We start from the raw sequence: 24,579 nt of genomic DNA, 5'->3' as shown, positions 1-24,579 counted from the left end.
CTGATTGGGATGAGCGCGAGTGAGGCGCGCCACCGCGCGCGGCCTTGACCGGCCCGGCGGCGGGCGGTACGCTAGATGTGTAAGGAATAAGCGGTTACGAGAGCGCAGGAGTGTCCTACTCTGACAAGAATGGGACGCTCACTTTTTGCGAGGAAGATTGTGCGTGCGACGTTGGTCGAGCGGATGCCGTCGAAACCCGAAGGGCGCGTGCCGTCGCAGATGACGAACGCCGAGTTCAGCCTGTCGCCGTCGGAACTCCAGCGGCTCATCGCGGCTGGGGCACGCCCGCGCGACCAGACGCTCTTGCGGCTCTTGGTTGAAACGGGAATGCGCCGCCACGAGGCGACGCTGCTGCGCGTAGCGGACGTCGACGTGGAGCGCCGCCTGCTCGTCGTGCAGCACGGCAAAGGCGGCAAGCAGCGGGTGATCCCGGTGACGCAGCGGCTCGGGCAGGCACTGTGCGCCATCGGCGGTCCCGATCCGCTCGCCTACGTCTTCGCGTCACGGCAGCGCGAGCGACTCTCGACGCGCCAGGTCAACCGCATCGTCGCCGACGCTGGTCGGCGCGCAGGGCTTGCGCACCCGAACCCCCGCTACCGACAGCTCACCTGCCACCTGCTCCGCCACACCTTCGCCCGCCTGTGGAAGGCGGAGAACGGCAGCATTGAATCGCTCTCGAATATTCTCGGCCATCGTCGGGTCTCCACCACGTGGAACGTCTACGGGCGGGAGAGCCTCGACGACATGCTGCGCAATTACGCGAAAACCATCCACACGATCTTCGGGGCTGATGCCCCGCAACCAACGGAGGAGAAGCAATGAGGACTCGGAGAATTCTGACCGTGAGCGCGTGCGTCGCCGCGCTCTGCCTGCTGGCGGCCTGCAGCAAGGACAAACCCACGGAGCCGAAACCGACGCCGTTCTGGACGGCGCGCCACGCGGACGTGGCGTACCATCTCCGCGGCGCGTGCTGGGGCGACGCCGCGTTCGTCACCGTCGGCGTCTCGGATGCAGGGACGACGGTGGCGAGTCTCACCTCAACCGACGGGGTCCAGTGGGCGGCGACGACCTACGTGTACCCCGGCGCGACGGGGCAGCTGCACGACGTCGTCTGGACCGGGACGACGTACGTCGCGCGGTCGCTGCAGGGACTCTACACGTCTGTAGACGGGAACGCGTACGCAAAACTGACCGCGTACACCGCGCAGCCGGAGGCCGTCGCGTGGTCCGGTGCCTACCTGGCGGCGAGCGCGTACGTCGGTGGGCAGTACGTCGTCGACACGTCGGTCACGGGTGCGACGTGGGGCCGAATCGCCGCGACGATGCCGTGGTCATCGGTCCGTCGCTTCTGCTTCGGCGGCGGGCAGTGGATTCTCATCGAAGGCGGCAGCACGCCGCGAATCTTCCGTTCCACCGACCTCCACACCTGGACCGAACGGGCGCAACTGACGGCAGAAGTCTCCGACGTCGCGTGGTCCGGCAGCGCGTTCCTGCTCGTCTGCGGCAGCCAGGCGTACCGGTCGACGACCGGCGAGACGTGGACGCCGGCGACGCTGCCCGGGGCCTTCGGCAGTGCCGTCGCCTGGGCGGGAACGGCGTGGATTGTCGCCGGAGCCGAGACCTACCGCTCTCTAGACGGCGCGACGTGGACGAAGATCGGCAACGACCCGGCGACGCTCTCAATCCGAGACCTCGCGTGGAGCGGGCAGGTGCTCGTGGGCGTCGGCACGTCCGGGACCATCTTCACCGCGACGCTCTGAGTGAAGTACGCTGGTAGACGCGAGCAGGAGCCGCGTCAGGGCGATGAGGCGCGTGCCCATCGCCCACGCATCTGCGTCGGAAATGTCACGACCGAAGTCTGCGCGGTAGATTCGCTTGAGTTCGTCGATGTGCGGTTGCTGGAGCGGCATGCGTTCCACCGTACGCCGACCGCTCGCGCTCGCCTAGCGGGGAAAACCGCATTTCCCGAGGCAATGCGCTGTGGAAAACCTGTGACTTGCAGACCGGCGGGTCGTGCGGTATGGTGGCTCGACTCGGAGGGGAAATCTCGGTCGAACGGACGGCTCTTTTGCGACACTACCTGCAGAGGAGTATTTTTTTATCCACCATCTTCGGTTTTTCTTCGGTTGCTGAGGGAATCGGTAGTCTCCCACCGATGTTCCGCCCTGATATCCACCGCGAGTTGCTCTTCCCGGCAATTGAGCCGATCCGTGCCCTCGCGTACGCTCCACGCACGTTCACCAAATGCCTTGTCACCATGCCCCGCCCCACACCAAACGCCATTCGCTACTACCGCCGCCGCGCCAACCTGAAGCTGTACCAGGTCGCGCACGCGCTCGGCTTATCGAGTCCGGCGCACCTCGCGCACTGGGAACACGGTCGCAAGGTCCCGACGCTCGACAACCTGTTGAAGCTCGCGGCGGTTCTCAAAGTGCCGGTGGAAGTCCTCTACCTGGAGCGGCTCAAGCACCACCGCCGTGTGATCACGGAACGCCAGGCGATGCCCGCGAAGAAGCCCCTATGACGACCCACGCCCCAGCACCCTTTGCGCCGCGCACCGCGGCGGACGCACTCGCCCTCGAAATCGCCGTGCGCTTCGGCGACATCGCGCGGCTCTCGCTCTACCGGCAGATCTGCGGGAACCACGACCGCAGCGTCGTGTACCGCGCGTTCCGCGAGGCGATGGCGGTGCCAGCCGACCAGGTGAAGAAATCCCGCCGGGCACTTTTCCTCTTCATCCTCCACGCCTATGACCACCGTCCACACGCTCCTCGCCCTTGATCCGGGCATCCGCGAACTCGGCGTCGCGCTCTTCCGCGCGGGCCAGTTGGAAGACTGCCAGGTGAAGTCGCTCCGGCGACCGCGACCCGGGCAGTCCCGCCTCGCCGTGCTGGAGCGCGTCCTCGTGCGCCTGCTCGACGAGTGGCAACCGCGCCACGTGGCAATCACGGACGCCCTACCGGGCGCGCACGCGGACGCCGCGGGCGTCGCGAAAATCCTGGGGACGCTGGATGCACTCTTGGCGAAACGCAACGTGGCCGTTTCCCGCATTGCGTGGGACGCGGCCAAACGCGCAGTTGCGCATGACGCCACGGCCACGAAGCGCATGGTAGCGCGTGCGCTCTGCTCGCGGTACCCGCACTTAGAGCCACGCCTGCCGACGCCGGGCGGCCGACCGGAGCGCTACGCGCTCCGCATGTTCAGCGCCGTCGCCACCGGCGTCGCCTTCCTCTCGATGACCGAGGCAATCACTCCCTGATTCCTATGCACGCACGACACCACCGCACAACCCGGAGGAAGCAGCCGCCCATGGCGCTCACCGAGCGCGACCGGGGTCTCCTGCGCACGGTCGCCGAGTACGGGGTACTCACCACGGATCACGTGCGCGCGCTCTGCTTCCCGTCGGCGAGCCGCGCCCGGAAGCGCCTGCGCCGCCTCTGGCAGCACGGCTTTCTTCGGCGGCACGTTCGGCCCGTCCGCATGGGCGAGGGGTCAGCGGCGTTCCTGTACACGCTCGGACGCGCCGGGGCGCAGTTTGCGAGCGGTAACGCGAAGACGACCTCGCGGTCGCGCGCGAGCGTCGGCGAGCATAGCTTGCGCATCATCGACTTTCGGGTCGGACTGGCGCTGGCGCTCCGCCACCGCACCGGCCTGAGGTTCGCGCGTTGGCAGTCGGGGAAGGCGTTCCGCTTCGGGCAGCCGGTCGCCGTGAACCACGGCATGAGAGTTGTCCCGATTGTGCCGGACGGCTTCTTCACGCTCGCGGCGGACGGCCGAGAGTTCCACTACTGCTTGGAGGTGGATCGCGGGACCACTGACTTGGGTCGGTTGCGCGCGAAGTTCCTCGCGTACCTCAACCTCTGGCAGTCGCGAGCGGCGAGCGCGAAGCTCGGCATCCTGTCGTTCCGCATCCTCTACGTCACCACCACGGAGAAACGCCTTGCCCACATGCTCGACGCTCTCCGCGGGCTGCAGGGCGCGCAGCGACGGCTCGACCTCATTGCGCTGTCGTGCTTCAACCGCTACTCGCTCACGCATCCCGAACGCCTGCTCGCGCCCATCTTCCAGACCATCGGCCCGGACGGAGCAGTGCAGACGGCGCGACCGTTTCCCGCGCCCCCTCCCGTCGCGCTCCCGATCGTTCCCGGTAAACCACCGGTGAGCGAACCGGACGCCGGAGCGCGCTAATGGCGATACGGGCTCGGCGGACGAGGGCGACCCTCGTCTGCCGGGTGCGGGAGCAGTCTGTTGGCTGTTGATTTTTCTGTTGGTGTTTGTAGTGCCGTCGGCAGCAAGTGCTATTCGACGGCCAAGAAAGCGCGCGTTCGTCGGTCAGCGGCACTCCACTCCATCCCTCCAGTGTAACGTGGTCCGCCAAAATCGCAGCGGACCACCGCAAAAAGTGGTGGTGGATTCCCGTAGAGAATGCTTCCACTTTTATGCGCCCGGAACTCCTTGTCCCACTGTCGGGATGTCGTTCGCTTCGCCGCCCGACTGCCGTCTATTCCCCGACACCTTTCTTCCTCCCGCGACGATAGTATGTGGCTTCGGTTAGTCGCGGGAGGGACCGCGAAAGGTGTCGGCTCCGCCGGTCGCCCACCATGGGCGACCCCGCCGCCGCAGGCCCTCCACTATGTCGGTATGCGGCGGCTCGGCTTCGGTCGGCAGCCCTCCAGCGGTGACAATCCTTTGCAGGGGTGACCGCTTCCGGGCCGCGACGAAATAGACGGCAGTCGGGCGGTCGCGTGTGGCGAACACCCTGGAATGGAGGGGCGGGGTTCCCGCGCCGCCTGTCCGTTGCCGGACCGCGGCGCGGAGCCACACGGCCGCCGACGAACGCGCGCGAAATACCGATGCAGAGAGAAGCAGTGAGGTTCCAGAATTCTCATTTGTTTTGGATGCACTTGGAGCAGTTTGGATTGCTTCTGATGCACAATTCTGTTCCCCGGCGTAAATTTCTGCCGAACGCAAACAGCGAGGAGACTATGCGCCGAGCGAAGCCCTTCACGCCGAACGACCGAGATCGGGAAATTCTGTGGCTCACCTATGAGTATCGGTACGTCAGCGTGGATTTGCTACACGCGCTCTTGCAGGAGCCGCCGAAAGAGGGTCGGTCGTACGGCTTCGGCTTGTCCGGGCTCCGCGCCCGGTGCCAGAAGCTGCGCGAGCACGGGTACCTCGTGTGGCAGCACTTGCGGGATGAGCCGGTGGGCCGGGGGCATCGCACGGAGCGTCCCATGGTGTACGCTGTCGGTCCGGCGGCAGCCGACGTCTTGGCGGAACGGACGGGTCTAACGCCCCGCCAGTTCAAGGCGGTACTAGCGAAGAACGCCGTCACGTCGTTCTTCTTACGGCACGAGTTAGGGATATCGCATTTCCGAGCCTGCCTCGAACTGGCGTGTCGCGGGACGGAGAGTAAAGTATCAATTGGAACGTGGCTGCAGGGTGGCCTCAATGATCGCGTGATCGTCGACGTGGACGGTAAGGAAGAAATCGTTCCGGTCGTGCCGGATGCTCTGTTCAGCCTAATTGTTCGCACGGCAAACGGCCGGACGACGTTGTCGCACTACTTTCTTGAGTACGACACGGGAACGATGGATTTGAAGCGTATTAGCAAGAAAGCCTTTGGGTACGAACGCTACCTCAGTGAAGGACTGCACCGGCGGCGATACACATACGCTGGAGATACGGCGGACACAGCGAACTTGCGATTCGTGGTTGAGAACTGGAACGACATTAAAGCGGCCAATCGAGCGGCGATTGAGGCCCATGCGCCGCTAACCTTTCAGGTGCTGTTCGTTACTCGCGCGAGCCCCGAAGACTTACGGCGGAGCGGCGCTGGCGACGATCCCGCGCGCGTGCGGCAGCGAAATATGATGGACGCGGTGAGAGAAGTCTCTGACTCGAGAGGTCGCTTCCTATTTTGCACCGCCGAAGTGGATTTTGACCTGCAGCAGGTGACCACAATATTGGATTCGGCGTGGTTGTCTACGGCTTCAGCGGATGCGCGGCGTAAACTCCTCGATCTCGCGAGTTAACGCGAACTCATAATCCACGACTATGCGCGCTCCGCACGTGTATAGATTCTGCACATTTTTGGACTGACCGGAAATTTCCGCTTGACATTCAATCACCAGAAGAAATATTAGCGCAGGACATAGTTTTCCCTCATCGGGCCCGTGTTATGAGCGGTCCCACCTCGATTGCAATGTGCTGGTGGACAAACAGCACATGTTCAAAATCATAGTATTGCGAATACGCACATTGCGTGCGGCTTTGTAGTCCCCTCGGACTGCCGCTCCCGCCGAATGTGAAAACCCACCGACCGGAATCCCTGTATTTGGCAGGGTTCGCAGTCGGCAGGGTGGTATTGCGGCATACGCCAGTCTGATTTGGTCCGGCGCATGACCGTGCAAACACAAATGAGAATTCGAGGGTACCACACTATGAACGAAAATGTCAAAGCCCTCATTGACTTCGCGGCTACTGTGGCCGAAGTGCTCGCCCTCTTCGTGGCGAGCTTCGCGCCTGTGGCTCCGCTCGTCAAACTCGGTCTCTGCAGCTTCGCCCTCACGTCCATGACGCTGAGGTTCATCGCAAATCGCAAACGCATGAAAGAAGATAACCATGTCGAATCATAATAACGAAGACAATGACAACGACGGTTTCGTCGATGGCGTGATCGCCACCGTCCTCCTCGGCTGCGCTGCCTACGGCGCGTACAAAATCGTCGAGAACATCACCAAGTCGCCCGAGCAGCGCGTGCTCGAGAACCTCGGGCGGGAGATGCGGGCCATTGACCGGAGCTACGCTGAGAGCGCGCGGCAGATCTCGTTCGATGAGGACGACGATGAAGAGTAGCAAAGCCCTCCGCTATGCTCAGCAGGTGCTGGCCATCCGGCGGCAGATCGTCACGGACCACGTGCGGCAGCGGACCGAGACCGCCGTCGCGTTCGTCCAGGCGCGGGAGACGGTGAGCCGCCACCAGCTCGCCGTGGCCCAGCACCGCCTCGGCATGATCGAGTCGCTCGCCCGCGCGCGGCAGCTGACGCCGCCGAAGCCGGTCGACCCGATCCGGGATATCGTGAAGCGCAACGCGCGTTCGCTCGCCCAGTTGGAAGCGCGGTCGTCGCTCCGCGCGGAGATTGGCCACCAGCTCCGGGCCGAGGCGGCGCAGGCCGCCCTGGACCGGGCCACCTTCATCCAGCAGGTGAAGCGCGACTTGCCGGAGGAATTGTGGGACGAGTCTATCAGCGAGTACGACCGCCGCGTGTACGAGGGCGGCGAGGACGGTGGGTCATGAGCGGCTTCCTCATTGGCCACGAACGGACGACGGGGAAACCCGTCGTCCTCACGCGCGAGGACTTGCTCCTGCACGAAATCATCTGTGGGAAAACCGGGCTGGGCAAATCTGAACTGCTCAAGGCGAAGGTGCGCTTCTGCATCGACCACCGGATTCCCGTCGTGGTCGGTGACCCGCACGGTGATCTGTACTGGGACTGCCTCCACTATGCCGTCGCCCGAGGGCGTGGCGGGGACATTGTGGCGTTGGACGCGAACGACGCCGTCGACAACTACGCGTTTCAGTTGAACGTCCTCGAGCGGAACGGACTCGAGTCGAGTACGCACGCGGGCATAACGTACCATGCCATCTCCAAGGCGTTCCGCGAGCAGGACGACCAGGTGAAGCCGCGCCTCGAACGCCGCGAGCGCGCCACGCTCGTTGCGCTCATTGAGGGCGGGTACACGCTCTCCGATATCCTGCACTTCCTCTCGCTGAGCGACGGTCGCTTTCGCCAGCACGTGCTTTCGAAGGTGGAGAACCCGTTCGTGCGCGCGGAGTGGGCGGAATTCGACGCCATCGCGCGCCGCGCGGACAAGGAGGTGCTCATCGAGAGCACCTTGAACCGCGCGGCGAAGTTCATCCTGAACGACCCGATCCGTCGGGTCGTCGGTGGCGCGGCGTGCAACCTCGACTGGCAGGAGATCCGCGCGAAGGGGAAAATCGTCCTCCTGAACCTCCAGCCGGTGAAGGTGGCGCGCGAGTGTCAGGTGTTGCTCAGCATGCTCGCCATCGATCACTTGTGCAACAATGCGACGCAGCAGACCAAGAAGGAAAACCCGCTTCACGTCGCGCTCGACGAAGCGGATGAGATCACGTCGCCGGACTTCACGTACGCGCTGCAAGCGTTGCGGAAGCGCGGGGTGTTCTTCACGCTGGCGTTCCAGAACCTCCAGCAGCTGCGCGCGAAGGACGACACGAGTCGACTGCTGGCGGGCGCGCTGTCGTGCTGCCGCCTGAAGGTCGTCTTCGGGTGCAGCTACGATGACTGTGCGCTGCTCGCGCGCGAGGTCTTCCCGGGGGAATTCCGCGGTGACGTCGTGAAGGACGAACTGTACCGGACACTGCTCCTGCCGAAGGAGAGTCGGCGCACCATTCGCGGCTCGTCAGTGAGCGAGAGTGAAGCGATGAGCGAGAGTGACAGCGAGGCCAGCTTCGAGGGTACCGGCGCCGGGTTCGCGTCCGTCGACGGGTCAGCGGACGGCCAGGGGCTCTCGTACGGCGGGGTGACCGGCGACGTGCTGCAGTCGTCCGAACTCTCCAGTATGAGCAGCGCGGCTGCCGCCTCGTCATCGGCCATGAGCGGGTCGACGTCGTCGCACACGACGTCCACGAGCCGCGCGCGGGGCCGGTCGCGGACGCGCGCCGTGGTGCCGTTCTACGAGCACGTGCGGACGCAGGAGTTGTCGAGCCGGACGTTCTCCAGTCCCGGCGAAGAACTGGAGAAACGCATTGCCGCGCTCCAACTCCAGCCGCAGCGCCACGCCATCGTGAAGATCGGCGAACGTCCCGCCGTGCCGATTACCACGGCGTTCGTTCGCCCAGCGCGGGCGTGGCAACCCGACGTCGAGCGCGCGCTCGCCCTCAACGCGCAGCGATACGGGTTGCCGGTCGCTGATGTGGATCGCCTCATCGAGGCGCGCCACGCAGTATTGCCGGAGCCTGAGCACGAGGTGGAGAACTGCCAGGACCTGGAGTCGCTCTTCCGGCCGCGCGGGAGGTCCCGATGAAAGACGACCGCGAGTACCTGACGAAGCGCGAGGTTGCCGCGCTGTTGCGCCTGAGTCCGTACACGATCGACGCGTGGGTCAGCCAGCGGCGCGAATTGCCGTTCGTCCACTTTGGCAGGCGCGTGTGCTTCGACAAGAAGGACGTGCTGGCGTGGATTGAGAAGAACAAGGTGCAGCCGGAGTAACCTGTAGAACCGTGGCCGCGTCGACGGATTTCCATTGCCCGTCGGCGCGGTCGCGCATTACATATAGAGAGGTGAAAGCAATAGTATGGCTATAACGAAACGCGGCGATACCTGGTACATCGACTACTACGCGGGCGGCAGGCGTCACCGGGAAGCCATTGGTTCCAACCGGAAGGTCGCCGAACGGGCGCTCGCCAAGCGCCAGGTGCAGATCGCCGAGGGGCGTTTCTTCGACGTGAAGCAGAAGAAGGAGACCACGTTCGAGACCTTGGCCGCGGAGTACCTGAAGTTCGCCGACACGAACAAGCTGTCCGCGGAGCGGGATCACCGGTGCATGGTCGTCTTGGCGCGGTGGTTCGGCGGCAAACGGCTGGTGGACATCACGCCGCACACAATTGAACAGTTCAAGGCTGACCGCCGCAAGGAGGTTGGTCCGGCGAGCGTGAATAAGGAGTTGGCGTGCCTGAAGCACGCGTTCTCGAAGGCCGTCGCGTGGGAATTCGCCGACGCCAATCCGGTCAAGAAGGTCCGTTTGTTCCGCGAACCGCCGGGCCGCGTGCGCTTCCTGACGCACGAAGAAATCGGGCGGCTCTTCGCCGCCGCCGCGCTGCACTTGCGCCCCATTTTGATCGTGGCGCTGTACACCGGCATGCGGAAGAGTGAAATCCTCAATCTCGCGTGGAACGACGTCGACTTAGCGAATCGCATCATCCACGTTCGTCACTCCAAGAATGGACAGGCGCGGGAAATTCCCATGGCCGACGCAGTCGTGGCCGCTCTCCAAGAATTACCGGCGACCGCGGGAAAGGTCTTCACGCGGCAGGACGGCTCGACGGTGACGAGCATGCAGACGGCGTTCTACAACGCGATTCGCCGCGCCAAATTAGAGGACTTTTCTTTTCACGATTTGCGCCATACCTTCGCCTCGCACCTCGTCATGGCGGGCGTGGACCTCCTGACCGTAAAGGAATTGTTGGGGCACAAGACGATCACGATGACGTTGCGCTACGCGCACCTGTCGCCGAGCCACCGCCGGAAGGCTATTGGGGCGTTGGATTTCTCAACCGGTCACAAATTGGTCACAGAGGCAGAAAAGACTGTGGCGCAAAAGCCCGTAAGTCATTATCCTGAAAAGATTGCCGGAGTGGTGAAATTGGTAGACACCAGGGACTTAAAATCCCTTGCTCCGTTAAGGGGCGTACCGGTTCGAGTCCGGTCTCCGGCATACTCTGCCGATCAAAATGAAAATAGCCCCCGCCGCGCGGCAGGGGCTATTGAGTTTATCTGCTCCTCAGGTCGATTCAGTGAGATGAATAGAGTTGATTCTCATCGGGTCTGCTGGAGGTCGGCATCGTGCTTTCTATATACTCGATTGACGATTGCAGAAGCCCGGCCATGTACGCGAAATTGTGCACACCGAAGGAACGATCTTCTTCGATCAAAAGGAAGTTGTAGACCGCTCCAGCTTCATCCTTAAGGACCTTCTTTTGCTTAGCTGGCAAATAGGAACCCTGCTGTAACGTAAGAAGGCCGCGGGAAATGAGCAATGCCTCAAGTGAATCAAGCATGCCATGAGTTTCAGACTGGCACCCCTCCAACTCGCCGTCTCCGTCATAGTCGACTGAGTCTTCAAGCATATCGAAATTCGTCCACTTGGTTACGTGGCAGCCGATCGAATCGCTGGAGCAATATTTCACCATAGTGATAGTCGAATCTTCGAGTGCGCGCATGTTGAAACTGTGTCCGCCGACATCATATCCATCATGAGTCTGCACATTCCCCATATGGCAGCCAGCGCAGGCTTCGCGCACCACACTGGCATGTGGATCACTGTCGTATGTATATCCGGCGAATAAATAGCCGCCCGTGCCGCTGACCATTTCACCCTGTGCCCCGTGATGCGGTCCCCAGCGAGTATCAATCGTGAAGCTGTCGGTGGCAGCGACGATAGTAGAAGCTTTGTCGCGAACATGGTGACAGTTCACACAAAGATTGCCATTGCCGTGATCAAATACGTTTCCAGCCGGCATTGTGTATGGGGCGACCGTGCGTAACTCCAGCGTAAAAGTACTGTGTGGAGCATGGCAGGTGAAACAGCCGATAGCGCTAACCTTAGAATAAGGGGCGGATACTGTCCCGGTCGCCAGAAAATCGAGAAATCCCTGGTGATCATGGCACTTGGTGCAATCGGAACCACCGCCTCGGTTGGTATAGTCAATGTTGTTGCCGGAAGCGTGGATAGAATTCTGCCACTCACCTTCGGCCTGCTGAAGAGCGCCATCAGAGTCGTTATGGCAACTATTGACGCACCCGGCTGCATCGGTCGTGTTCGTGTACTCATTCACCACCTTGCGCTCGCAGCCCCAGACTGCGATCAGCGCCAAGGCAAGGACGACGAGGATCACTTTCCCGTACTTCATAGTACTCTCCTTAAAACGTAAAGTCCTTTATAAGATTCACTTCAACAATGTTCGCGGTGTAATAGGCATCACGAAGCAGGTAGTCATCGTAGTTGAACACGTTGTACCTGACTACCAGGTGATGATCGTTCATGAACGAATATGTGAGGCCAAAATTCAGATTGAACTTTTCAACATCATTGTCCTTCTTGCTGCGATAATAGGTGGCACCGAAGTCGCCCGTGAAGTTGCGATACCCCCTTGGGTACACGGTTCCGGAAATCACATGGTCACCAAACTCGTAATCGACATTGTCGCTTCTGTTCTCGAACGTTCCGGTGTAATAGCTGTAGATGAAAGTCAGCGCACCGTACTCCTTGCGCTGAAGCGTCAGAGAAGTCGTCAGCGTGTTATAGTCGACTTTAGTGTTGATATCGTCATTGCTGCGCGCCCGTCCCTGCCACTGCGCTGAGATCGATCCCCACAGCGTGTCACGATACGCAGCCTTCACCAGATGACGCGTGATATCCTCATCACCCAAGAGCGTGGCACCTTCTTTGACTGTCTTGCTACGAGCTGCTACCTGAGCATTGAAGTTGAGCCGATCGGTCGGGCGCAGCCAGCCGTTGGCCAGAAAGCCGTTGGACGATGTCTTGCTGGTGAAATTGTCGCTGAGGCGATACTCATACCCGACTCTCAGCCCGCCATAGCGCGGCCAGTTCTTGCCAAGCGATACTGTGTGAACAGTGTTGTCGGTGGTGAGTTTTGGCTCCACATGGTCGCTAACCGCGTACAACAGGCGATAATCCGCCACGACCTGCTTCGGTAAGTACAGCTTGAATCCGCCCCAGCCCTGATTCGTTTTCAGCTCCACGGTCGAGGCGTCGACCTTGTCGACCCGGTAGATATATCCCGCTGACACGATGACCCAATCATAGCGGGGGAGATTGGCTGAAGCCGTAAGCACGAAGTTATCGGCATTCCGATCAGAATTGGCTGTTGTCTTGTCGTCGAACGCGAAGTGACGATATTCGGCGCGAAGATACCCCTGCCGGATCGATCCTTGCGCTCCAACGTTGAAGCTGGAGTGACTGTAATCGGTCTGTGAGACAACAGTATCGGCAATTGGTGCGTTCACGGCGAAGTTGTTGCCGAACTTTTCGGTCAGGCCAAAACCGCCGAACAGCTTCACAGCTTTATGCGGTTGGAATGTTGCCTGGGCACCTGTCGTGCGACGACGCGTAAACCGGTTGCCGTCGAAATCGTACACACGCCGGTACTGATTGTTCTGCACCGCAATGCTAAACAGACCGGGCTTGGAAAGCATGGCCCGCAGCCGGCGGTTGTTGAGCGTGATGTTGTTCAGATGGGCGCTGAGGTTCATGCCGTTGTCGAACGCGTAGCGCCATTGGTTCAACGACAGGCCGAACCCTTCATAAGTGTTGTAGGTCTCCTGGTTGACCGCCAGACTCCCTTCCTCATCGAAGAAGGTGTACCCCAGCGTCACGTTGCCGGATCCCTGACCTGCCGACTGGGCGGTCCCCGCCACGGAGAGCACGGTCAGCACTTGAAGAATCGCTCTGTTGATCAGCTTTTTCATAGTGTGCCGTCCTCTCAATTCAGGCTGTGGCAGTAGCAACTGCCATCGCCGAGTTTTGCGCCCAGATCGCGATCAAGAAACCGCCAGTCCTGGAACGACCCATGGGTGTCGGTGTGACAGACCACGCAGTCATAGTTGGCGTACGCGCCGCTGTGGGCGGTCTGGTGCCCCGGCACCACATGACACTGTTGGCAGAGCCGGTTGCCGGACTGCTTGAGCAGGTGGTCATTTTCGCTGCCGTGTGGGTTATGACATTCAACGCAGCCGCCCCCCTCTACCGAGTACGATGTCGCCACGGCATGTTCATTCGGAAACGGCCCTGATTGTTCAGGATGGCAGTCTTGACAGACCCGGTTCAAGTCATACGCCTGGTTGCGATCTGACCGCTTCGCAAACTGGTGGCAACTGAGGCAGGACATCGCGCCTTGGCGAACCGGATGGTTGGACCGGCGGGACAACATGGTGGCCGATTCCGTATGACACGATCCACAAAATGCTGCATCATTGTCTCGCAGTGACGACATTGCAGCGGCGTTGTGCACTTTGTGGCACGACGCGCAATTGGTCTCCTGAACGGCGTGAGCGTCGAACCCGTAGTTGTCGAGTTCGCGATGTGCTTGATGGCAGCTTGCGCATGCCTTGACCGCGTCATGCCCGACAAGGCGGGAAGGATTGGAGATATTGGCCGCGCTCGGGTCTTCGGCATGAACGGCGCCCCCGGCGTGGCAACTCACACACGCAACCGCTGCAGACGGATTCTTAATCTGGGAACTGAGGCGATGCGGTGTGCTGTCGAGCGATTTGTCGTAGCCATCATGGCAACCCAGGCAGGTGGCATCGTCGGGTCCCTCCGAAAGCGACGCCGCCCGCAGCACTGAGGCCGGGGTAGCCAGGAAAACAATGAGCCAGCCGATCGTAAGCGCTGCCCATAGTTGTCTTTGTCCCATTCTATACCTCTATATTTTTGTCATGATAGTGTCATTTCTCACTACCTCTATATCGGCAGAAAAACTCATTCCTGAGACAAAAGTCGTTGTGTTTTATGAGGTTAAATACCTCAATACGTACTGACACGTATGCCTTATTGGTGACTGGCAAAAGATTTTGTTGCACAATTGGTTATGGATAATAAGGTAGACAAACATGCTCCCTGATAGCCTCTTAGTGGGGGTTCGACGAGGATTATGGACCGAGCTAACAGTGTGGCCGAAACGTTGTCTGGAGGAAATGAATCTGATTTGTCAGATAGTTTGACGCGCAACGTCAGACGTCGAATATCTTGCCCGGGTTAAGAATGTTGTGCGGGTCGAATTGGCGTTTGATGGCACGCATTAACTCGACCGAACGGCCATGCTCAAGTTCGAACTGATCCTTGTGGCCAAGTCCGATGCCGTGCTCGCCGGAGATCGTGCCACCGACGCCAATGGTCTTTTCAATGATGCTCTTGTTAATATCCATTGCACGTTGCCACATGACAGTGTCCGTCTTGTCTGCTACCATTAGAGCATGCAAAAGACCCAGTCCGACATGACCGAATGTGAATATCTCAATCCCGTTTTCGTCCCCCAACTGGTGGCAATAGTCGACCATTTCCGGCAGTTTGGAGATAGGAAAGGCGATGTCATTCCGAATGATGCTGTAGCCGGGTTTCCAGTGCTTAATGGCATCAGTGGCCCAGTGGCGGATCTCCCACGGACGGTGACCTTCGGCAAGGACGAGATGCGTACCGCCTAATTCTGAACAGATGTTCTCGGCCGCCTCACTGTTGGAATCAAGGACAGGTCTGGGTCCGTGAAACTCAAGAAATAAACAGGGGACTTCCGCCAAGTTGTACCCCTTGAGCTTGTTGAGCGCGGTTAGCAGACGACGGTCCAAGAATTCGACGGCGGCCAGGTCCAGCCCGTACCGTCGCATTTCTGAGACAGCCCTTGCGGCGGCCACTTCGGTGTCAAATCGAAACGCCGTTTGCAGGCGGTCCTCAGGGATACCGGACAGTTTCATCGTGATGGCGGTAATGACTGCCAATGTCCCCTCAGATCCGGCGATCAGTTCAACCAGATTGTACCCGCTTGATCGTTTGACGGCGCGGTTGCCAAGGCGCAGTATCTCACCGGTACCCGTCACAATTTCGAGCGCCAGAATATATTCGCGCGTGCCGCCGTATTTCACCGAGTAAATGCCGCTCGCATTAGTAGCTACCATCCCGCCGACCGTCGCAATATCCCCGGAGCCGCCGGGGGACGGAGGGAAGAAGAGCCCGTCACGCTTTAGCCGATTGTTCAGATGGTCGTAGATTACACCCGGCTCGACCTCGCACTGCAAATCCTCCGGCCAGATATTGAGCACGTTTGTCATCCGGCTGAGATCGAGCACAATTCCCTCCGCCAGCGGAATGGTCGACCCCTCCAATGCCGAACCCGCGCCACGCGTGGTAATGGGGGTGTTGTCTTCGATGCAGGCACGAATTATTGCCGAAACCTCAGCCGCATTCATAGACCAGACAACCGCGCGCGGTGTTACCGGTGCCAATGATGACTCATCGTGAGAGGCGACAGCAAGGTGGTCCGAGTGGGTGGAGATCCGGTCATGTGGAACAAGCGATGCGAGTTTTCCGATGATGTCCATAGTTCTGTTCTCGCGCAGAATCTACTCAAAAGACCACCCGCGCGAAACAGCATAATTCGGGCCCTCGGCGAACGCTTTTCGGATCGACCCAAATCGATTGACAGAACGTAGAGTGCATGGTATATATTGCGCCTACACGCCTCACAATGATAGGAGTCGAACATGCCCCGCACCCGTGATTCAGTCTTCAAACTTATGGCCATCACATTGTTGACATTCCTGCTGGTAGCACCGATAGCACGGTCAGAGCCGTTGACCGCCGATCATCTGGCCTCGCAGCGATTCGTCGCCATCCCGCCGGACGTGATCCGAACCGCCCGAAGCAGCTTCACTCTGTTCTATGGCCACACGTCGCACGGAAGCCAGATCCTGACCGGCATGCAGATGTTGCTCGCCGAGGACACGCTGTATGCGTTCAACGCGGGAACCGGAACTCTGACTGTCTTTGAGTACGGGGATGACTTAGGGACAATGGGAGACACCTCCTGGGTGCCAATCACCCGGCAACGTCTCGATCAACCAGGAAATACCATCAATGTGGTGATGTGGTCCTGGTGCGGAGGTCAGTCAGACAATGATTCGGCCGGAACCGCCGCCTATTTGGACGCCATGGACGGCCTGGAACAGGAATATCCGGGCGTTGTATTCGTCTACATGACAGGACACCTTGATGGCGGTGGGCCTGCCGGCAACCTGTACGTTCGCAACAACCAGATCAGGAATTACTGCCTTCAGAACGGCAAGGTGCTGTTCGACTTCGCCGATATCGAAAGCTATTCACCAGATGGCACCTATTATCCGTATGAGTCTGACGCCTGCGCGTGGTGCGCGGATTGGTGCGCCACCAACGCCTGCCCGGATTGCGCCGGTTGTGCACACTCGCACTGTTTCAATTGCTATCAGAAAGGGAAGGCGTTCTGGTGGCTATTGGCTCGCCTCTCCGGGTGGACCGAAGTGCCCTGCTGCACCGGCACGCGCGGCAATACGGACGGCGACTTTCAGGACATTGTCGATATCTCCGACCTCACCGCAATCGTCGAGTTCCTCTTTCAAGGCCAGTCCCTGTCCTACTGTCCGGATGAGAATAATGTCGACGGCGTCGGTTCGGTGGATATCTCCGACCTGCAACAACTCGTGGATTTCCTGTTTGTGCAGGGAATGTTGACCGCATGCCCTTAGCTGAGCTTCGGATCGAAAAGTTCATTTCAACAGAAGCATCTTCCGTGCTATTGCCCTGTCGCCGGATTTGAGCCGGTACAGATATACGCCCGAAGCTGCCGGCGTCCCCTGGTCGGTAAGGCCGTCCCACTCGATTTGATGAGAGCCGGCCGGCCGCCTCTCATGACATAGCACCCGAATGCGCTGCCCAAGGATATTAAACAACTCGAGAGAAACATCGTCGGTCTTACCGAGTTCGAACCTGATCGAGGTCGTTGCATTGAACGGGTTCGGGTAATTCTGTTCAAGATGCATCGAGGCGGGAAGTTCCTCGGGTGGCGCGTTGATATCCGTAGGGATCCGCTGCATGATATAGTCGATCAATTCTCGCGCCTGCTCTGGCACCATGTACCAGAGGTGGAATCCGAACAAATAGGCCGCTCCGAACAGGCTTTCTGTACGCACACCCACCGCCTTGTTTTCGCTCATAGACGTCAACGGGTAGCCGGACAGATATCGGTGGCTGATCGTGCCGGCGTCATTGACACTGAATGTCGAAACACTTGGCGGCGATCCCTCAGGCCAAAACAGCGACAGATTGCTGGTGAACGGTTGACGTGCTGTGTCAAAGCTAATGGACGGGAGTTGGCCATCAGCGCTCTGGGCCGTCCGAAATCCAAACGCGGTGTCAGCGATCGGCACGGTGCCGGTGAAGAAGTAGTGACCCACCCCGACATAGAAAACAGAGTCGACGCCAAAGAATCGACGAATCAGGTCGTGATTAAGCGGATAACTCTTAGTCGCGCTGTTGGCGTTCAGCGCTACCGCAAACATGGCGCTGAATGAGCCGAAATACGCCATCGTGCCGCCCGATTGCAGGTACATGGTGAACGCGTGAGTGGCATTCTCATACGACGCGTACATCACGCGATCCAGCAGGCCGTCATCCACTATTATCAGACGGTACGGCATGAGGTCGTGCCAATCCATGCACAAGGGGGAGTAGTCGGGACAGTGCTGATAACTGGTCGACTCGGCATAATTATATATGTCAAAGTCGTACCCGGAAAGGAGCCCGTTGTAAAACTGCCGCACTGTGTCAAAGAGCACGAAATTTGATGTCCCCCCTGAGTTCGTCAACACGAGGATGTCCTTCACTTTCGGATCGACACGATGAGCTGCAACGAGGGTGGAGAAGTCCGATTCATAGCCAAACGTGTCAACAGCCGTAACTGCGTACATGCATCCGTCAATACCATCTGGATCGTGGAACGAACTGTCGGTCGCCGGCAATTCCGCCAGCACGGGAAGGGCGTAGTAATAATAGAGTGTGTCATCGGCCGCAAATGAATCGACCGGCGCCATGGGATAGTATTGTCCTTTGATCGCGTAGAAGGGAAAATATCGTACGGCAGCAGCAGCGGCGTCAGCAAATTTATAAACATGATAGTGGTCGCTTGTCAACGTTGGATCACGGTACCAGTTCACCGTTATTCCTTCGTCGGTATAATGGAAGGCGTGCTCGGCGGCGACGACCGGCGCGGGCGATCTCTCAGCCATCCTGAACGCGACTGCGCCACTCACCGGGCCGACCCCATTGATCCCGTTATATGCTGCCCGCACTGAGTAAGCTGCAGAGCGATCCAGACTGCCGAGTGCTACTCTGCGTCCAGTTACTGCTGTTTGCCACAATGGGAGCGAATCAGGCCGGTACCAGGGTGGTGGTACGCCTGGGTACGGAAATGAATCCAGTGGAATGACGGTCAGGTAGAGATCAATGCCATTGACATTGTCGAACACCCATGGGTCCCAGATCAGTATGGCAGAGTCATTGCCGAAAGGAACTACCCGCAAACCAGAGACAGGAGGGAGTTCGGTACGAAGCACCTCCGCAAGCGAATCGGCGATTGCAGCATTGCGGAAAACACCTGACAAATTCAGCGCCAGGGAATAATATTCCGGGATATACGTGATATAATCCAATATGTAGGGGTCGGTGTGGACATTGTCGGCAGTGAAGGTGGTGAACATGATCCGCACGCTGGAATCAGGCATCAGGTCAAACGGGCCGAGGGACATGACGAATCTCGTGTCGCATCCGTACCTGGTCTCCTCGGCGACGACCGGATCGGGCTGGAGCCAGATCGTATCCAAAGATTCAAGCGTCCCAAATCGGGACTGGTCGTAGTCCCACTCCCCGGAACTCAACATGCAATATATCGCTGCATCTCCCAACAGTGTGCCCGTGCCTCCGCTGTGATAATCGCACAGCCTGTCTCTGCGTCTGGGGCCGACGTTGTATTGGCTGTTGAAACCAGGCCGCCACCAGTTGAAACCACTGTCGGTCGGAGTGAAGGAGCTCTCGAGAAATCTGAGCGCTATGATCCGAGTAGGACAACTATCCGGAACATAGACCCCGTCCCTCGGATCGCCGTCATTGTCGACGACATAACCAATGCCCTTGCACTGAACGGACCCGGCCATGTCATCGTCGTATCCCTCATTCCACGGCACCCCAGCCCCTTTCACTTCAGCATCGAGAAATACTCCAGCGTACCCTTTTTCGATTGGTTGTGCACCTATGTTGGAGATAGTAGCATCATAAATAATGCTGCCAGCTCCTGGCCCATTTGGCCAGGAATAACTCTTCAATACCACTTCGATATTGAGCGGACGGTGCGGGAGTCCAGAGTAGTCGTCGAGACGATAATAGAATCCTGCATGTATTGTGTCGTCAAACGAAGCTCGTAACGAATAGGGTGCTGGCGAACGGATGGCCGTCACCGTGGGAGAACGCCTGCTCGGACGATCTTCGGTTGGCCTGAATTCTTCGCCACCGGAGCTGACAGCCCAGCTATTCATACCGACCGATACCAGCGTGTCACCTCCGACAACCCCTCCGATCCAGAAAGCGCCTCCCCAGATGTAGGTTGATCCTGAGTATGGCGGCGTCTCAAAGGATGCCGTAGGCCAACCGTAATCTTCATACGGATAACCCCAGCCAACTGGGCCAAAACTCCCGAGGCAATCGAATGAAGCATTGATCTCTTCCGTCTGGTGCACACCATAAAACGTCGGCCACGGAATGGCGCCATTGCTTAGGCCGCCGACGCCAAACGTCTTGATCCTTGAATCAAGTGCCTGCAGGATATCAGCCTTTGTTAGAAACTCCGGCTTTTCCGCCACTGCGGTATTAAGCAGGATAAGCCCGACCAGCGGCTTCAGTCCAACAAGCAGGCTGACGAGACTTCTACGCATACGAACCCCGGACCCTTGCAAGGGCCATTCCAGCTCATGTTCAGGAAAGACGTCCGACGCTGTCAATCTAATCAATAACAATATACTCTACTTTTCTCGGGTACCAAGTTGTGTTATTGGATGCGTTCACGGTGTTCGTTACGACCGATTTTTCGTTTGACTAACTCATCGTTTGCCAATTGATTACGGCACTTTACGTCCGAGAAGATTGGAGAGTCCATGTCGACAACCGTGACTTCGCCCCCCGACGGTACCCTCACTGCCAAAGAACCGCTCATCGGTCAACTGACATCGCTGCCACGCCCCTACTGGATGGTGAACATCATGGAGATGTTCGAGCGGCTGGCCTACTATGGTGTCCGTGTTGTGATACCGATCTACATCGCGCAGGCCGACGAAATTCACGGGCTGCATTTCAGCCAGACTGATAAGGGGACGATCTTCTTCTGGTGGGCGATTGTCCAGACCCTCACCCCGATGTTCTCAGGTGGTTTCGCCGACCGTTACGGGTATAAGAAAACCATAGCCGCATCGATTGCCATAAAAGTGCTGGGATATCTGTTGATGGCAACACAAACTGCATTCTATCCGTTTCTGCTCGGCTGTTGCACGTTGGCGTTCGGGACGGCTATTTTCAAACCAGGTGTTCAGGGAACGATGTGCCAGTCACTCTCCACGCGTAATTCGGCGGTGGGATGGGGAATGTTTTATATGCTGGTCAACGTAGGCGGGTTCCTCGGACCGCCTCTGGCGCATTTCCTCTACGGGTATTCATGGCCAACCGTGTTCTTCGGCTGTGCTATCATAGTGTCTATAAACTTCCTTATGCTGCTGACCTATAAGGAAGTGCACCCTGGCGGCGAGCAAAAGGGTGGGCCACTTCACGTGTTGACCATAACTGCTCGGAATTTCCTGAACCTCCGCTTGGTCGTGTTCATCGCTATCATCTCGGGTTTCTGGCTCATGTTCATGCAATTATTTGACATGCTGCCGAACTTCATCGTCGACTGGGTCGACAGCTCCAAAATGGTTGCTGCCCTGCATCTGCCCCAGGCACTGCTACAGATAAACTCAACCCGAGGACCGCAACTGTCGCAGGAGTGGATGATAAACTTCAACTCGGGTTTTATTATCCTCGCGGTTGTGTTCGTCTCGTGGCTGGTTTCTCGTATGCGTCGGGTCCTCTCGATTCTTATGGGGATCCTGGTTGCTTCGATTGGATTGGTCCTGGCCGGTTTCACCACCTCCGGTTATCTCTGTATGAGCGGAATTCTGGTGTTCTCAGTGGGGGAAATGCTCGCGTCGCCGCGAGTAAACGAATATCTGGGTGTTATTGCCCCGGCCGGTCAGAAGGGGCTATATATGGGATATGCCAATGTCCCGGTAGCTGTTGGTTGGGGGTATGGTTCGCTCTTGGGCGGCCAGGTATACGACAAGATGGGGGACAAGGCGAATCTGGCGCTCGACTATCTCGCCAAGACCTATCAGATCACCGATGTCGCACGAACGGAAGCCATGACCAAGCTACAGGAGATCTCCGGTCTGAATGCTATTGACGCAACCAATTTGCTTTGGTCGGTCTATCACCCGTACAAGCTCTGGTATCCGTTTGCGGCAGTCGGGATCGCGTCGGCGATTGCGATGGTGTTTTACGCCCGATGGGTCAGGAAATACGAAGCGCCCGATATATGACCCGTTTTTGGGTACTGAAATACCTCGGCTGCCTCAGATTGTCTGAGACGGCCGATTTTGTGAATTTGGCGTTAGTTACTTAGCACACTGGTGCCGGTCCGCTGAAGAACAGATAATCGACCAAGTAGGACAAGTCGCCGATATCAACCGTTCCGACCCCATCAATATTGGCCGCCCCCATTTCAACCGGCGCCGGCCCGCCAAAGAACAGATACTCGACCAGGTAGGTCAGGTCGCCGATATCCGGCCCGACAGAGTCATCATTACAGTCGCCGCAGATATATGGCGCTAAGCACTCAAATGTTGTCAGCGTTAGGGCATCCACGGCTGCTTCGACATATGAACCGCTGCCCAGGTCAGAAGCTTCGAATCGAATCTTCATAAGCTGCGTCGGCGTCATGAACTGACTGATCCAGAAGCTGTGGAGAATCCAGCCGCCCGAAGCGTCCTGAACCGGGCCGGCCGAATCGACTACCGTCCAGGACAAACCGTTGTTGGCCGACATATAGACCCTGAACACATCCTCATTCGGCGCCGCCCCATACGTGTTGCTGTACCAGCGGGCATAAGAGACACGGGCGTCATCCGCATTCACAGCGAACACCGGCGATGTGAGGATCGTGGTACCGCCGTCGACATCCGAATTTCCGTCGATATTGCCGGTCAGATAACAGGCGCCTGAACCTCCATAGGCCGTCGGTGGGTCTGCCATGTCACCTCCCCCTACGGGTACGCCTCGTGCCCATTGCCCGGCGGTGGCTGTTCCAGTTACCACCCAGCCGGTGGCAACTTCAAACTGGTCCTCATACGCGTAGCTGGTGGACGTTGCCACAACTGCTTCATAAGGCTTGGATGGGTCCGGATTGTAGAAAGTTCCGTTGGTGGTCTCATCGGCGCTGGAATAGAACAAATACCGCCCGAAACAAGGGGCTGGTGGAAGTGTGGCAGTGTACTGCCCGGGCGCACCCTCGACCATCGGCACACTGACCCACGCCCCTCCATCAAGCGAGTAGTGCAGACGACCACTGCCGGGAACAGGGATGCCGTCGTATGATCCGGTGACTGTTACATCGAAACTCGAAGCTGTTTGGGGGGCGAGCATCTGCGGCACGCCACCAGGGTATGCCAGAACAACCGACGGTATAGGTCCGGCGGTCTGGCTGACCGTATAGACTGTGGCCAGCGCCCCTTTGACCATGCGAGTCATATACTCGAAATTCATGTAGGTAGTGCTATCGCGAGCAGAATGGTAGACAGTCGAGAAATCGTATTCAGCCAGAAACGTCGCTTCCCAGCCGCGCTGAACGAAGGGGTAATGATCGGATCCTCCCGATGCGCCCGCCAGGTATCCGGTTATTCCACAAAGAGAGTCCAGCAACTGGATGCAAAGGCTTGAAAATCCCGTAAGGGAACCATGGTACAGATTGGCTTGCGTGCTGTTGGTGTACTGTGCGATCATGTCCATATTGAACATGTATACTATAGAATCCCCCCGAGCGTACGCTTCGTCGGTATAGTGGTACGAGCCGTTTAACCCGGACTCCTCCGCATCGAACAGCGCGAAAACGAACGTCATGTCGGTCTCGACATTGGCCAGCGCTCGTGCCACCTCAAGCACCCCAGCTGTCCCGGAGCCGTTGTCGTCGGCAGCAGGTGATACGGCCACGCCATCGCGATGCGCCCCCACAATCACATAGTGGTTGGGAAACCGCGTGCCGACTTTGTAGGCCAACACGTTCTCGCACGGCATCGTGATACCGGATACGGTGAAACTGTCGAATACAACCGAATCGTAGCCATATGACTGCAGCGCGCTGGCAATCCAGTCCCTTGCCACTCGGTTTGAGTCGGTGCCGTTCAAGCGACGATAGAACGATTGCAGTTTGAACACCGAGGCCGTCAAGGTATCCTGGCTGATGCGGCTGATCAGGCTGTCAAGCGGAACATCAGAAGGACTGGCCATTGCACGCGTAGCATCCGCCATGATCTTCGGTTCGGGGGCCAGGATTTTCACGGCGTCGCCTCTCAACGGCCGCAAGCCCAGTTCGGCCCCTTGATCCAGAAGATCAGCCGGCTGAATCCGGTACATCCGAAAATTGCCTTCTTCGTAGACAAGCGGATATCGCCGGACATTTGTTCGGTCAAGACGGTTGTCCACCGCCAGTTGTTCCGTGGTCAGATCATTAGCGACAAAGCGGCTCATCAGACCGCTTTGCGCAAGGCGGTTGACAGCCATCTCATCACAGATCACCAGGTACGCACCCGGAAGGGCGGCAACGGGCTGAACACCGAGACCGGCAAGAACCGTTGCCTCTTTGGCGCTGCTGACCTCTACGCGATACAGGTCACCGGCAAGCGCCGATCCCGTTAAGGCCAGCGCAACAAGCACACACGCTGTTAGCATTTTCACTAAAGGGGCCTCCTGAGGGGTATTTCGAGGGTTAGCTTAACTATCAAATCAGACCGTCGATTCCAAAAAGCATGCCGGCGTTCGGTGAGGTCCAGTTGAACGACGGGGCTGGTGAGCAGATACGCTGCAACTTCATAATAGTCTGCAGGCTCGATTTTGTCCAGCAAAAAGGAGAACCAA

General features: G+C 58.7%; 21 protein-coding genes, 1 tRNA gene and 1 pseudogene. 16 read left to right on the top strand and 7 right to left on the bottom strand.

The genetic code is table 11. The features are described from left to right. Positions 1 to 159 precede the first annotated feature (159 nt). From AB1644_08410 to AB1644_08355, 12 genes are all read left to right on the top strand, one after another. On the top strand, positions 160 to 822 hold the full coding sequence (locus AB1644_08410; GenBank protein ID MEW6051063.1) for a tyrosine-type recombinase/integrase: 663 nt from the start codon (positions 160 to 162) through the stop codon (positions 820 to 822). Continuing rightward, positions 819 to 1,760, top strand: a complete 942-nt coding sequence (locus AB1644_08405) for a hypothetical protein (protein MEW6051062.1) — start codon at positions 819 to 821, stop codon at positions 1,758 to 1,760. Before AB1644_08410 ends, AB1644_08405 begins: the two co-directional genes overlap by 4 nt. A gap of 260 nt (positions 1,761 to 2,020) precedes the next feature. Then, positions 2,021 to 2,524 carry a helix-turn-helix transcriptional regulator gene (locus AB1644_08400; GenBank protein MEW6051061.1) on the top strand — a complete coding sequence of 168 codons (504 nt, stop codon included), beginning with the start codon at positions 2,021 to 2,023 and terminating at the stop codon, positions 2,522 to 2,524. Further along, positions 2,521 to 2,781, top strand: coding sequence for a hypothetical protein (locus AB1644_08395; protein ID MEW6051060.1), 261 nt, complete (start codon positions 2,521 to 2,523; stop codon positions 2,779 to 2,781). Before AB1644_08400 ends, AB1644_08395 begins: the two co-directional genes overlap by 4 nt. Further along, entirely contained in the window at positions 2,750 to 3,259 is a 510-nt protein-coding gene (locus AB1644_08390; GenBank protein ID MEW6051059.1) for a crossover junction endodeoxyribonuclease RuvC, read from the top strand. Before AB1644_08395 ends, AB1644_08390 begins: the two co-directional genes overlap by 32 nt. A 50-nt stretch (positions 3,260 to 3,309) precedes the next feature. Further along, the gene (locus AB1644_08385; GenBank protein ID MEW6051058.1) at positions 3,310 to 4,188 is read left to right on the top strand and encodes a replication-relaxation family protein; all 879 of its coding nucleotides are present in this window, start codon (positions 3,310 to 3,312) and stop codon (positions 4,186 to 4,188) included. Between the two features lie 797 nt (positions 4,189 to 4,985). Then, positions 4,986 to 6,038, top strand: coding sequence for a replication-relaxation family protein (locus tag AB1644_08380; protein ID MEW6051057.1), 1,053 nt, complete (start codon positions 4,986 to 4,988; stop codon positions 6,036 to 6,038). Positions 6,039 to 6,446: 408 nt separating this feature from the next. Beyond that, complete coding sequence (locus AB1644_08375) at positions 6,447 to 6,641, top strand: hypothetical protein (GenBank protein ID MEW6051056.1); 195 nt, start codon at positions 6,447 to 6,449, stop codon at positions 6,639 to 6,641. Further along, on the top strand, positions 6,628 to 6,861 hold the full coding sequence (locus tag AB1644_08370; protein MEW6051055.1) for a hypothetical protein: 234 nt from the start codon (positions 6,628 to 6,630) through the stop codon (positions 6,859 to 6,861). Before AB1644_08375 ends, AB1644_08370 begins: the two co-directional genes overlap by 14 nt. Further along, positions 6,851 to 7,303 carry a hypothetical protein gene (locus AB1644_08365; protein ID MEW6051054.1) on the top strand — a complete coding sequence of 151 codons (453 nt, stop codon included), beginning with the start codon at positions 6,851 to 6,853 and terminating at the stop codon, positions 7,301 to 7,303. Before AB1644_08370 ends, AB1644_08365 begins: the two co-directional genes overlap by 11 nt. After that, on the top strand, positions 7,300 to 9,072 hold the full coding sequence (locus AB1644_08360) for a type IV secretory system conjugative DNA transfer family protein (protein ID MEW6051053.1): 1,773 nt from the start codon (positions 7,300 to 7,302) through the stop codon (positions 9,070 to 9,072). Before AB1644_08365 ends, AB1644_08360 begins: the two co-directional genes overlap by 4 nt. Continuing rightward, a complete protein-coding gene (locus tag AB1644_08355) occupies positions 9,069 to 9,257 on the top strand; it encodes a helix-turn-helix domain-containing protein (GenBank protein ID MEW6051052.1) in 189 nt (62 codons plus the stop codon). Before AB1644_08360 ends, AB1644_08355 begins: the two co-directional genes overlap by 4 nt. Positions 9,258 to 9,581: 324 nt before the next feature. Here AB1644_08355 and AB1644_08350 read toward each other — a convergent pair whose 3' ends face one another. Further along, the gene (locus AB1644_08350) at positions 9,582 to 9,968 is read right to left on the bottom strand and encodes a hypothetical protein (GenBank protein ID MEW6051051.1); all 387 of its coding nucleotides are present in this window, start codon (positions 9,966 to 9,968) and stop codon (positions 9,582 to 9,584) included. On the opposite strand from AB1644_08350, the pseudogene AB1644_08345 reads away from it, so the two are divergent. Further along, positions 9,871 to 10,224 (top strand): annotated as a pseudogene (locus tag AB1644_08345) (site-specific integrase). The gene AB1644_08350 and the pseudogene AB1644_08345 sit on opposite strands and share 98 nt — an antisense overlap. A gap of 171 nt (positions 10,225 to 10,395) precedes the next feature. Continuing rightward, positions 10,396 to 10,482, top strand: a tRNA-Leu gene (locus AB1644_08340). Between the two features lie 76 nt (positions 10,483 to 10,558). Here the strand turns inward: AB1644_08340 and AB1644_08335 are convergent. The 4 genes from AB1644_08335 to AB1644_08320 all read right to left on the bottom strand — a co-directional run bounded on the left by AB1644_08335 (position 10,559) and on the right by AB1644_08320 (position 15,881). Further along, the gene (locus AB1644_08335) at positions 10,559 to 11,677 is read right to left on the bottom strand and encodes a hypothetical protein (GenBank protein MEW6051050.1); all 1,119 of its coding nucleotides are present in this window, start codon (positions 11,675 to 11,677) and stop codon (positions 10,559 to 10,561) included. A 10-nt stretch (positions 11,678 to 11,687) separates the two neighbouring features. Beyond that, the gene (locus AB1644_08330; GenBank protein MEW6051049.1) at positions 11,688 to 13,256 is read right to left on the bottom strand and encodes a hypothetical protein; all 1,569 of its coding nucleotides are present in this window, start codon (positions 13,254 to 13,256) and stop codon (positions 11,688 to 11,690) included. A gap of 14 nt (positions 13,257 to 13,270) precedes the next feature. Further along, positions 13,271 to 14,203, bottom strand: a complete 933-nt coding sequence (locus tag AB1644_08325; GenBank protein MEW6051048.1) for a cytochrome c3 family protein — start codon at positions 14,201 to 14,203, stop codon at positions 13,271 to 13,273. Between the two features lie 316 nt (positions 14,204 to 14,519). Next, entirely contained in the window at positions 14,520 to 15,881 is a 1,362-nt protein-coding gene (locus AB1644_08320; GenBank protein ID MEW6051047.1) for an FAD-binding oxidoreductase, read from the bottom strand. A 162-nt stretch (positions 15,882 to 16,043) separates the two neighbouring features. Here AB1644_08320 and AB1644_08315 point away from each other — a divergent pair, with 162 nt between their 5' ends. Continuing rightward, positions 16,044 to 17,060 (top strand): hypothetical protein, encoded by a 1,017-nt coding sequence (locus AB1644_08315; protein MEW6051046.1) that lies wholly within the window; start codon positions 16,044 to 16,046, stop codon positions 17,058 to 17,060. A 21-nt stretch (positions 17,061 to 17,081) separates the two neighbouring features. Here AB1644_08315 and AB1644_08310 read toward each other — a convergent pair whose 3' ends face one another. After that, the gene (locus AB1644_08310) at positions 17,082 to 20,297 is read right to left on the bottom strand and encodes a FlgD immunoglobulin-like domain containing protein (GenBank protein ID MEW6051045.1); all 3,216 of its coding nucleotides are present in this window, start codon (positions 20,295 to 20,297) and stop codon (positions 17,082 to 17,084) included. A 219-nt stretch (positions 20,298 to 20,516) separates the two neighbouring features. Between AB1644_08310 and AB1644_08305 the strand changes: the two genes are divergently transcribed. Next, complete coding sequence (locus tag AB1644_08305; protein MEW6051044.1) at positions 20,517 to 21,989, top strand: MFS transporter; 1,473 nt, start codon at positions 20,517 to 20,519, stop codon at positions 21,987 to 21,989. Positions 21,990 to 22,068: 79 nt separating this feature from the next. On the opposite strand, the gene AB1644_08300 is transcribed toward AB1644_08305, so the two are convergent. Next, complete coding sequence (locus AB1644_08300) at positions 22,069 to 24,393, bottom strand: M28 family peptidase (GenBank protein MEW6051043.1); 2,325 nt, start codon at positions 24,391 to 24,393, stop codon at positions 22,069 to 22,071. Positions 24,394 to 24,579: the final 186 nt, after the last annotated feature.

Source organism: Candidatus Zixiibacteriota bacterium (genome assembly GCA_040753875.1).
In the GTDB taxonomy this organism is placed as follows: Bacteria; Zixibacteria; MSB-5A5; order GN15; family FEB-12; genus DATKJY01.
Note: the sequence above shows the minus strand (reverse complement) of the source record. Positions and strands in the feature narration are given on the sequence as shown.

Excerpts from the sequence above, each read along its gene's own strand:
- AB1644_08395 (MEW6051060.1), top strand. The coding sequence starts at position 2,521 with ATGACGACCCACGCCCCAGCACCCTTTGCGCCGCGCACCGCGGCGGAC.
- AB1644_08310 (MEW6051045.1), bottom strand. The coding sequence starts at position 20,297 with ATGCGTAGAAGTCTCGTCAGCCTGCTTGTTGGACTGAAGCCGCTGGTC.
- AB1644_08330 (MEW6051049.1), bottom strand. The coding sequence starts at position 13,256 with ATGAAAAAGCTGATCAACAGAGCGATTCTTCAAGTGCTGACCGTGCTC.
- AB1644_08355 (MEW6051052.1), top strand. The coding sequence starts at position 9,069 with ATGAAAGACGACCGCGAGTACCTGACGAAGCGCGAGGTTGCCGCGCTG.
- AB1644_08315 (MEW6051046.1), top strand. The coding sequence starts at position 16,044 with ATGCCCCGCACCCGTGATTCAGTCTTCAAACTTATGGCCATCACATTG.
- AB1644_08350 (MEW6051051.1), bottom strand. The coding sequence starts at position 9,968 with ATGATGCGATTCGCTAAGTCGACGTCGTTCCACGCGAGATTGAGGATT.
- AB1644_08335 (MEW6051050.1), bottom strand. The coding sequence starts at position 11,677 with ATGAAGTACGGGAAAGTGATCCTCGTCGTCCTTGCCTTGGCGCTGATC.
- AB1644_08375 (MEW6051056.1), top strand. The coding sequence starts at position 6,447 with ATGAACGAAAATGTCAAAGCCCTCATTGACTTCGCGGCTACTGTGGCC.
- AB1644_08405 (MEW6051062.1), top strand. The coding sequence starts at position 819 with ATGAGGACTCGGAGAATTCTGACCGTGAGCGCGTGCGTCGCCGCGCTC.
- AB1644_08365 (MEW6051054.1), top strand. The coding sequence starts at position 6,851 with ATGAAGAGTAGCAAAGCCCTCCGCTATGCTCAGCAGGTGCTGGCCATC.
- AB1644_08300 (MEW6051043.1), bottom strand. The coding sequence starts at position 24,393 with ATGCTAACAGCGTGTGTGCTTGTTGCGCTGGCCTTAACGGGATCGGCG.
- AB1644_08400 (MEW6051061.1), top strand. The coding sequence starts at position 2,021 with ATGGTGGCTCGACTCGGAGGGGAAATCTCGGTCGAACGGACGGCTCTT.
- AB1644_08360 (MEW6051053.1), top strand. The coding sequence starts at position 7,300 with ATGAGCGGCTTCCTCATTGGCCACGAACGGACGACGGGGAAACCCGTC.
- AB1644_08320 (MEW6051047.1), bottom strand. The coding sequence starts at position 15,881 with ATGGACATCATCGGAAAACTCGCATCGCTTGTTCCACATGACCGGATC.
- AB1644_08305 (MEW6051044.1), top strand. The coding sequence starts at position 20,517 with ATGTCGACAACCGTGACTTCGCCCCCCGACGGTACCCTCACTGCCAAA.
- AB1644_08390 (MEW6051059.1), top strand. The coding sequence starts at position 2,750 with ATGACCACCGTCCACACGCTCCTCGCCCTTGATCCGGGCATCCGCGAA.
- AB1644_08380 (MEW6051057.1), top strand. The coding sequence starts at position 4,986 with ATGCGCCGAGCGAAGCCCTTCACGCCGAACGACCGAGATCGGGAAATT.
- AB1644_08385 (MEW6051058.1), top strand. The coding sequence starts at position 3,310 with ATGGCGCTCACCGAGCGCGACCGGGGTCTCCTGCGCACGGTCGCCGAG.
- AB1644_08325 (MEW6051048.1), bottom strand. The coding sequence starts at position 14,203 with ATGGGACAAAGACAACTATGGGCAGCGCTTACGATCGGCTGGCTCATT.
- AB1644_08370 (MEW6051055.1), top strand. The coding sequence starts at position 6,628 with ATGTCGAATCATAATAACGAAGACAATGACAACGACGGTTTCGTCGAT.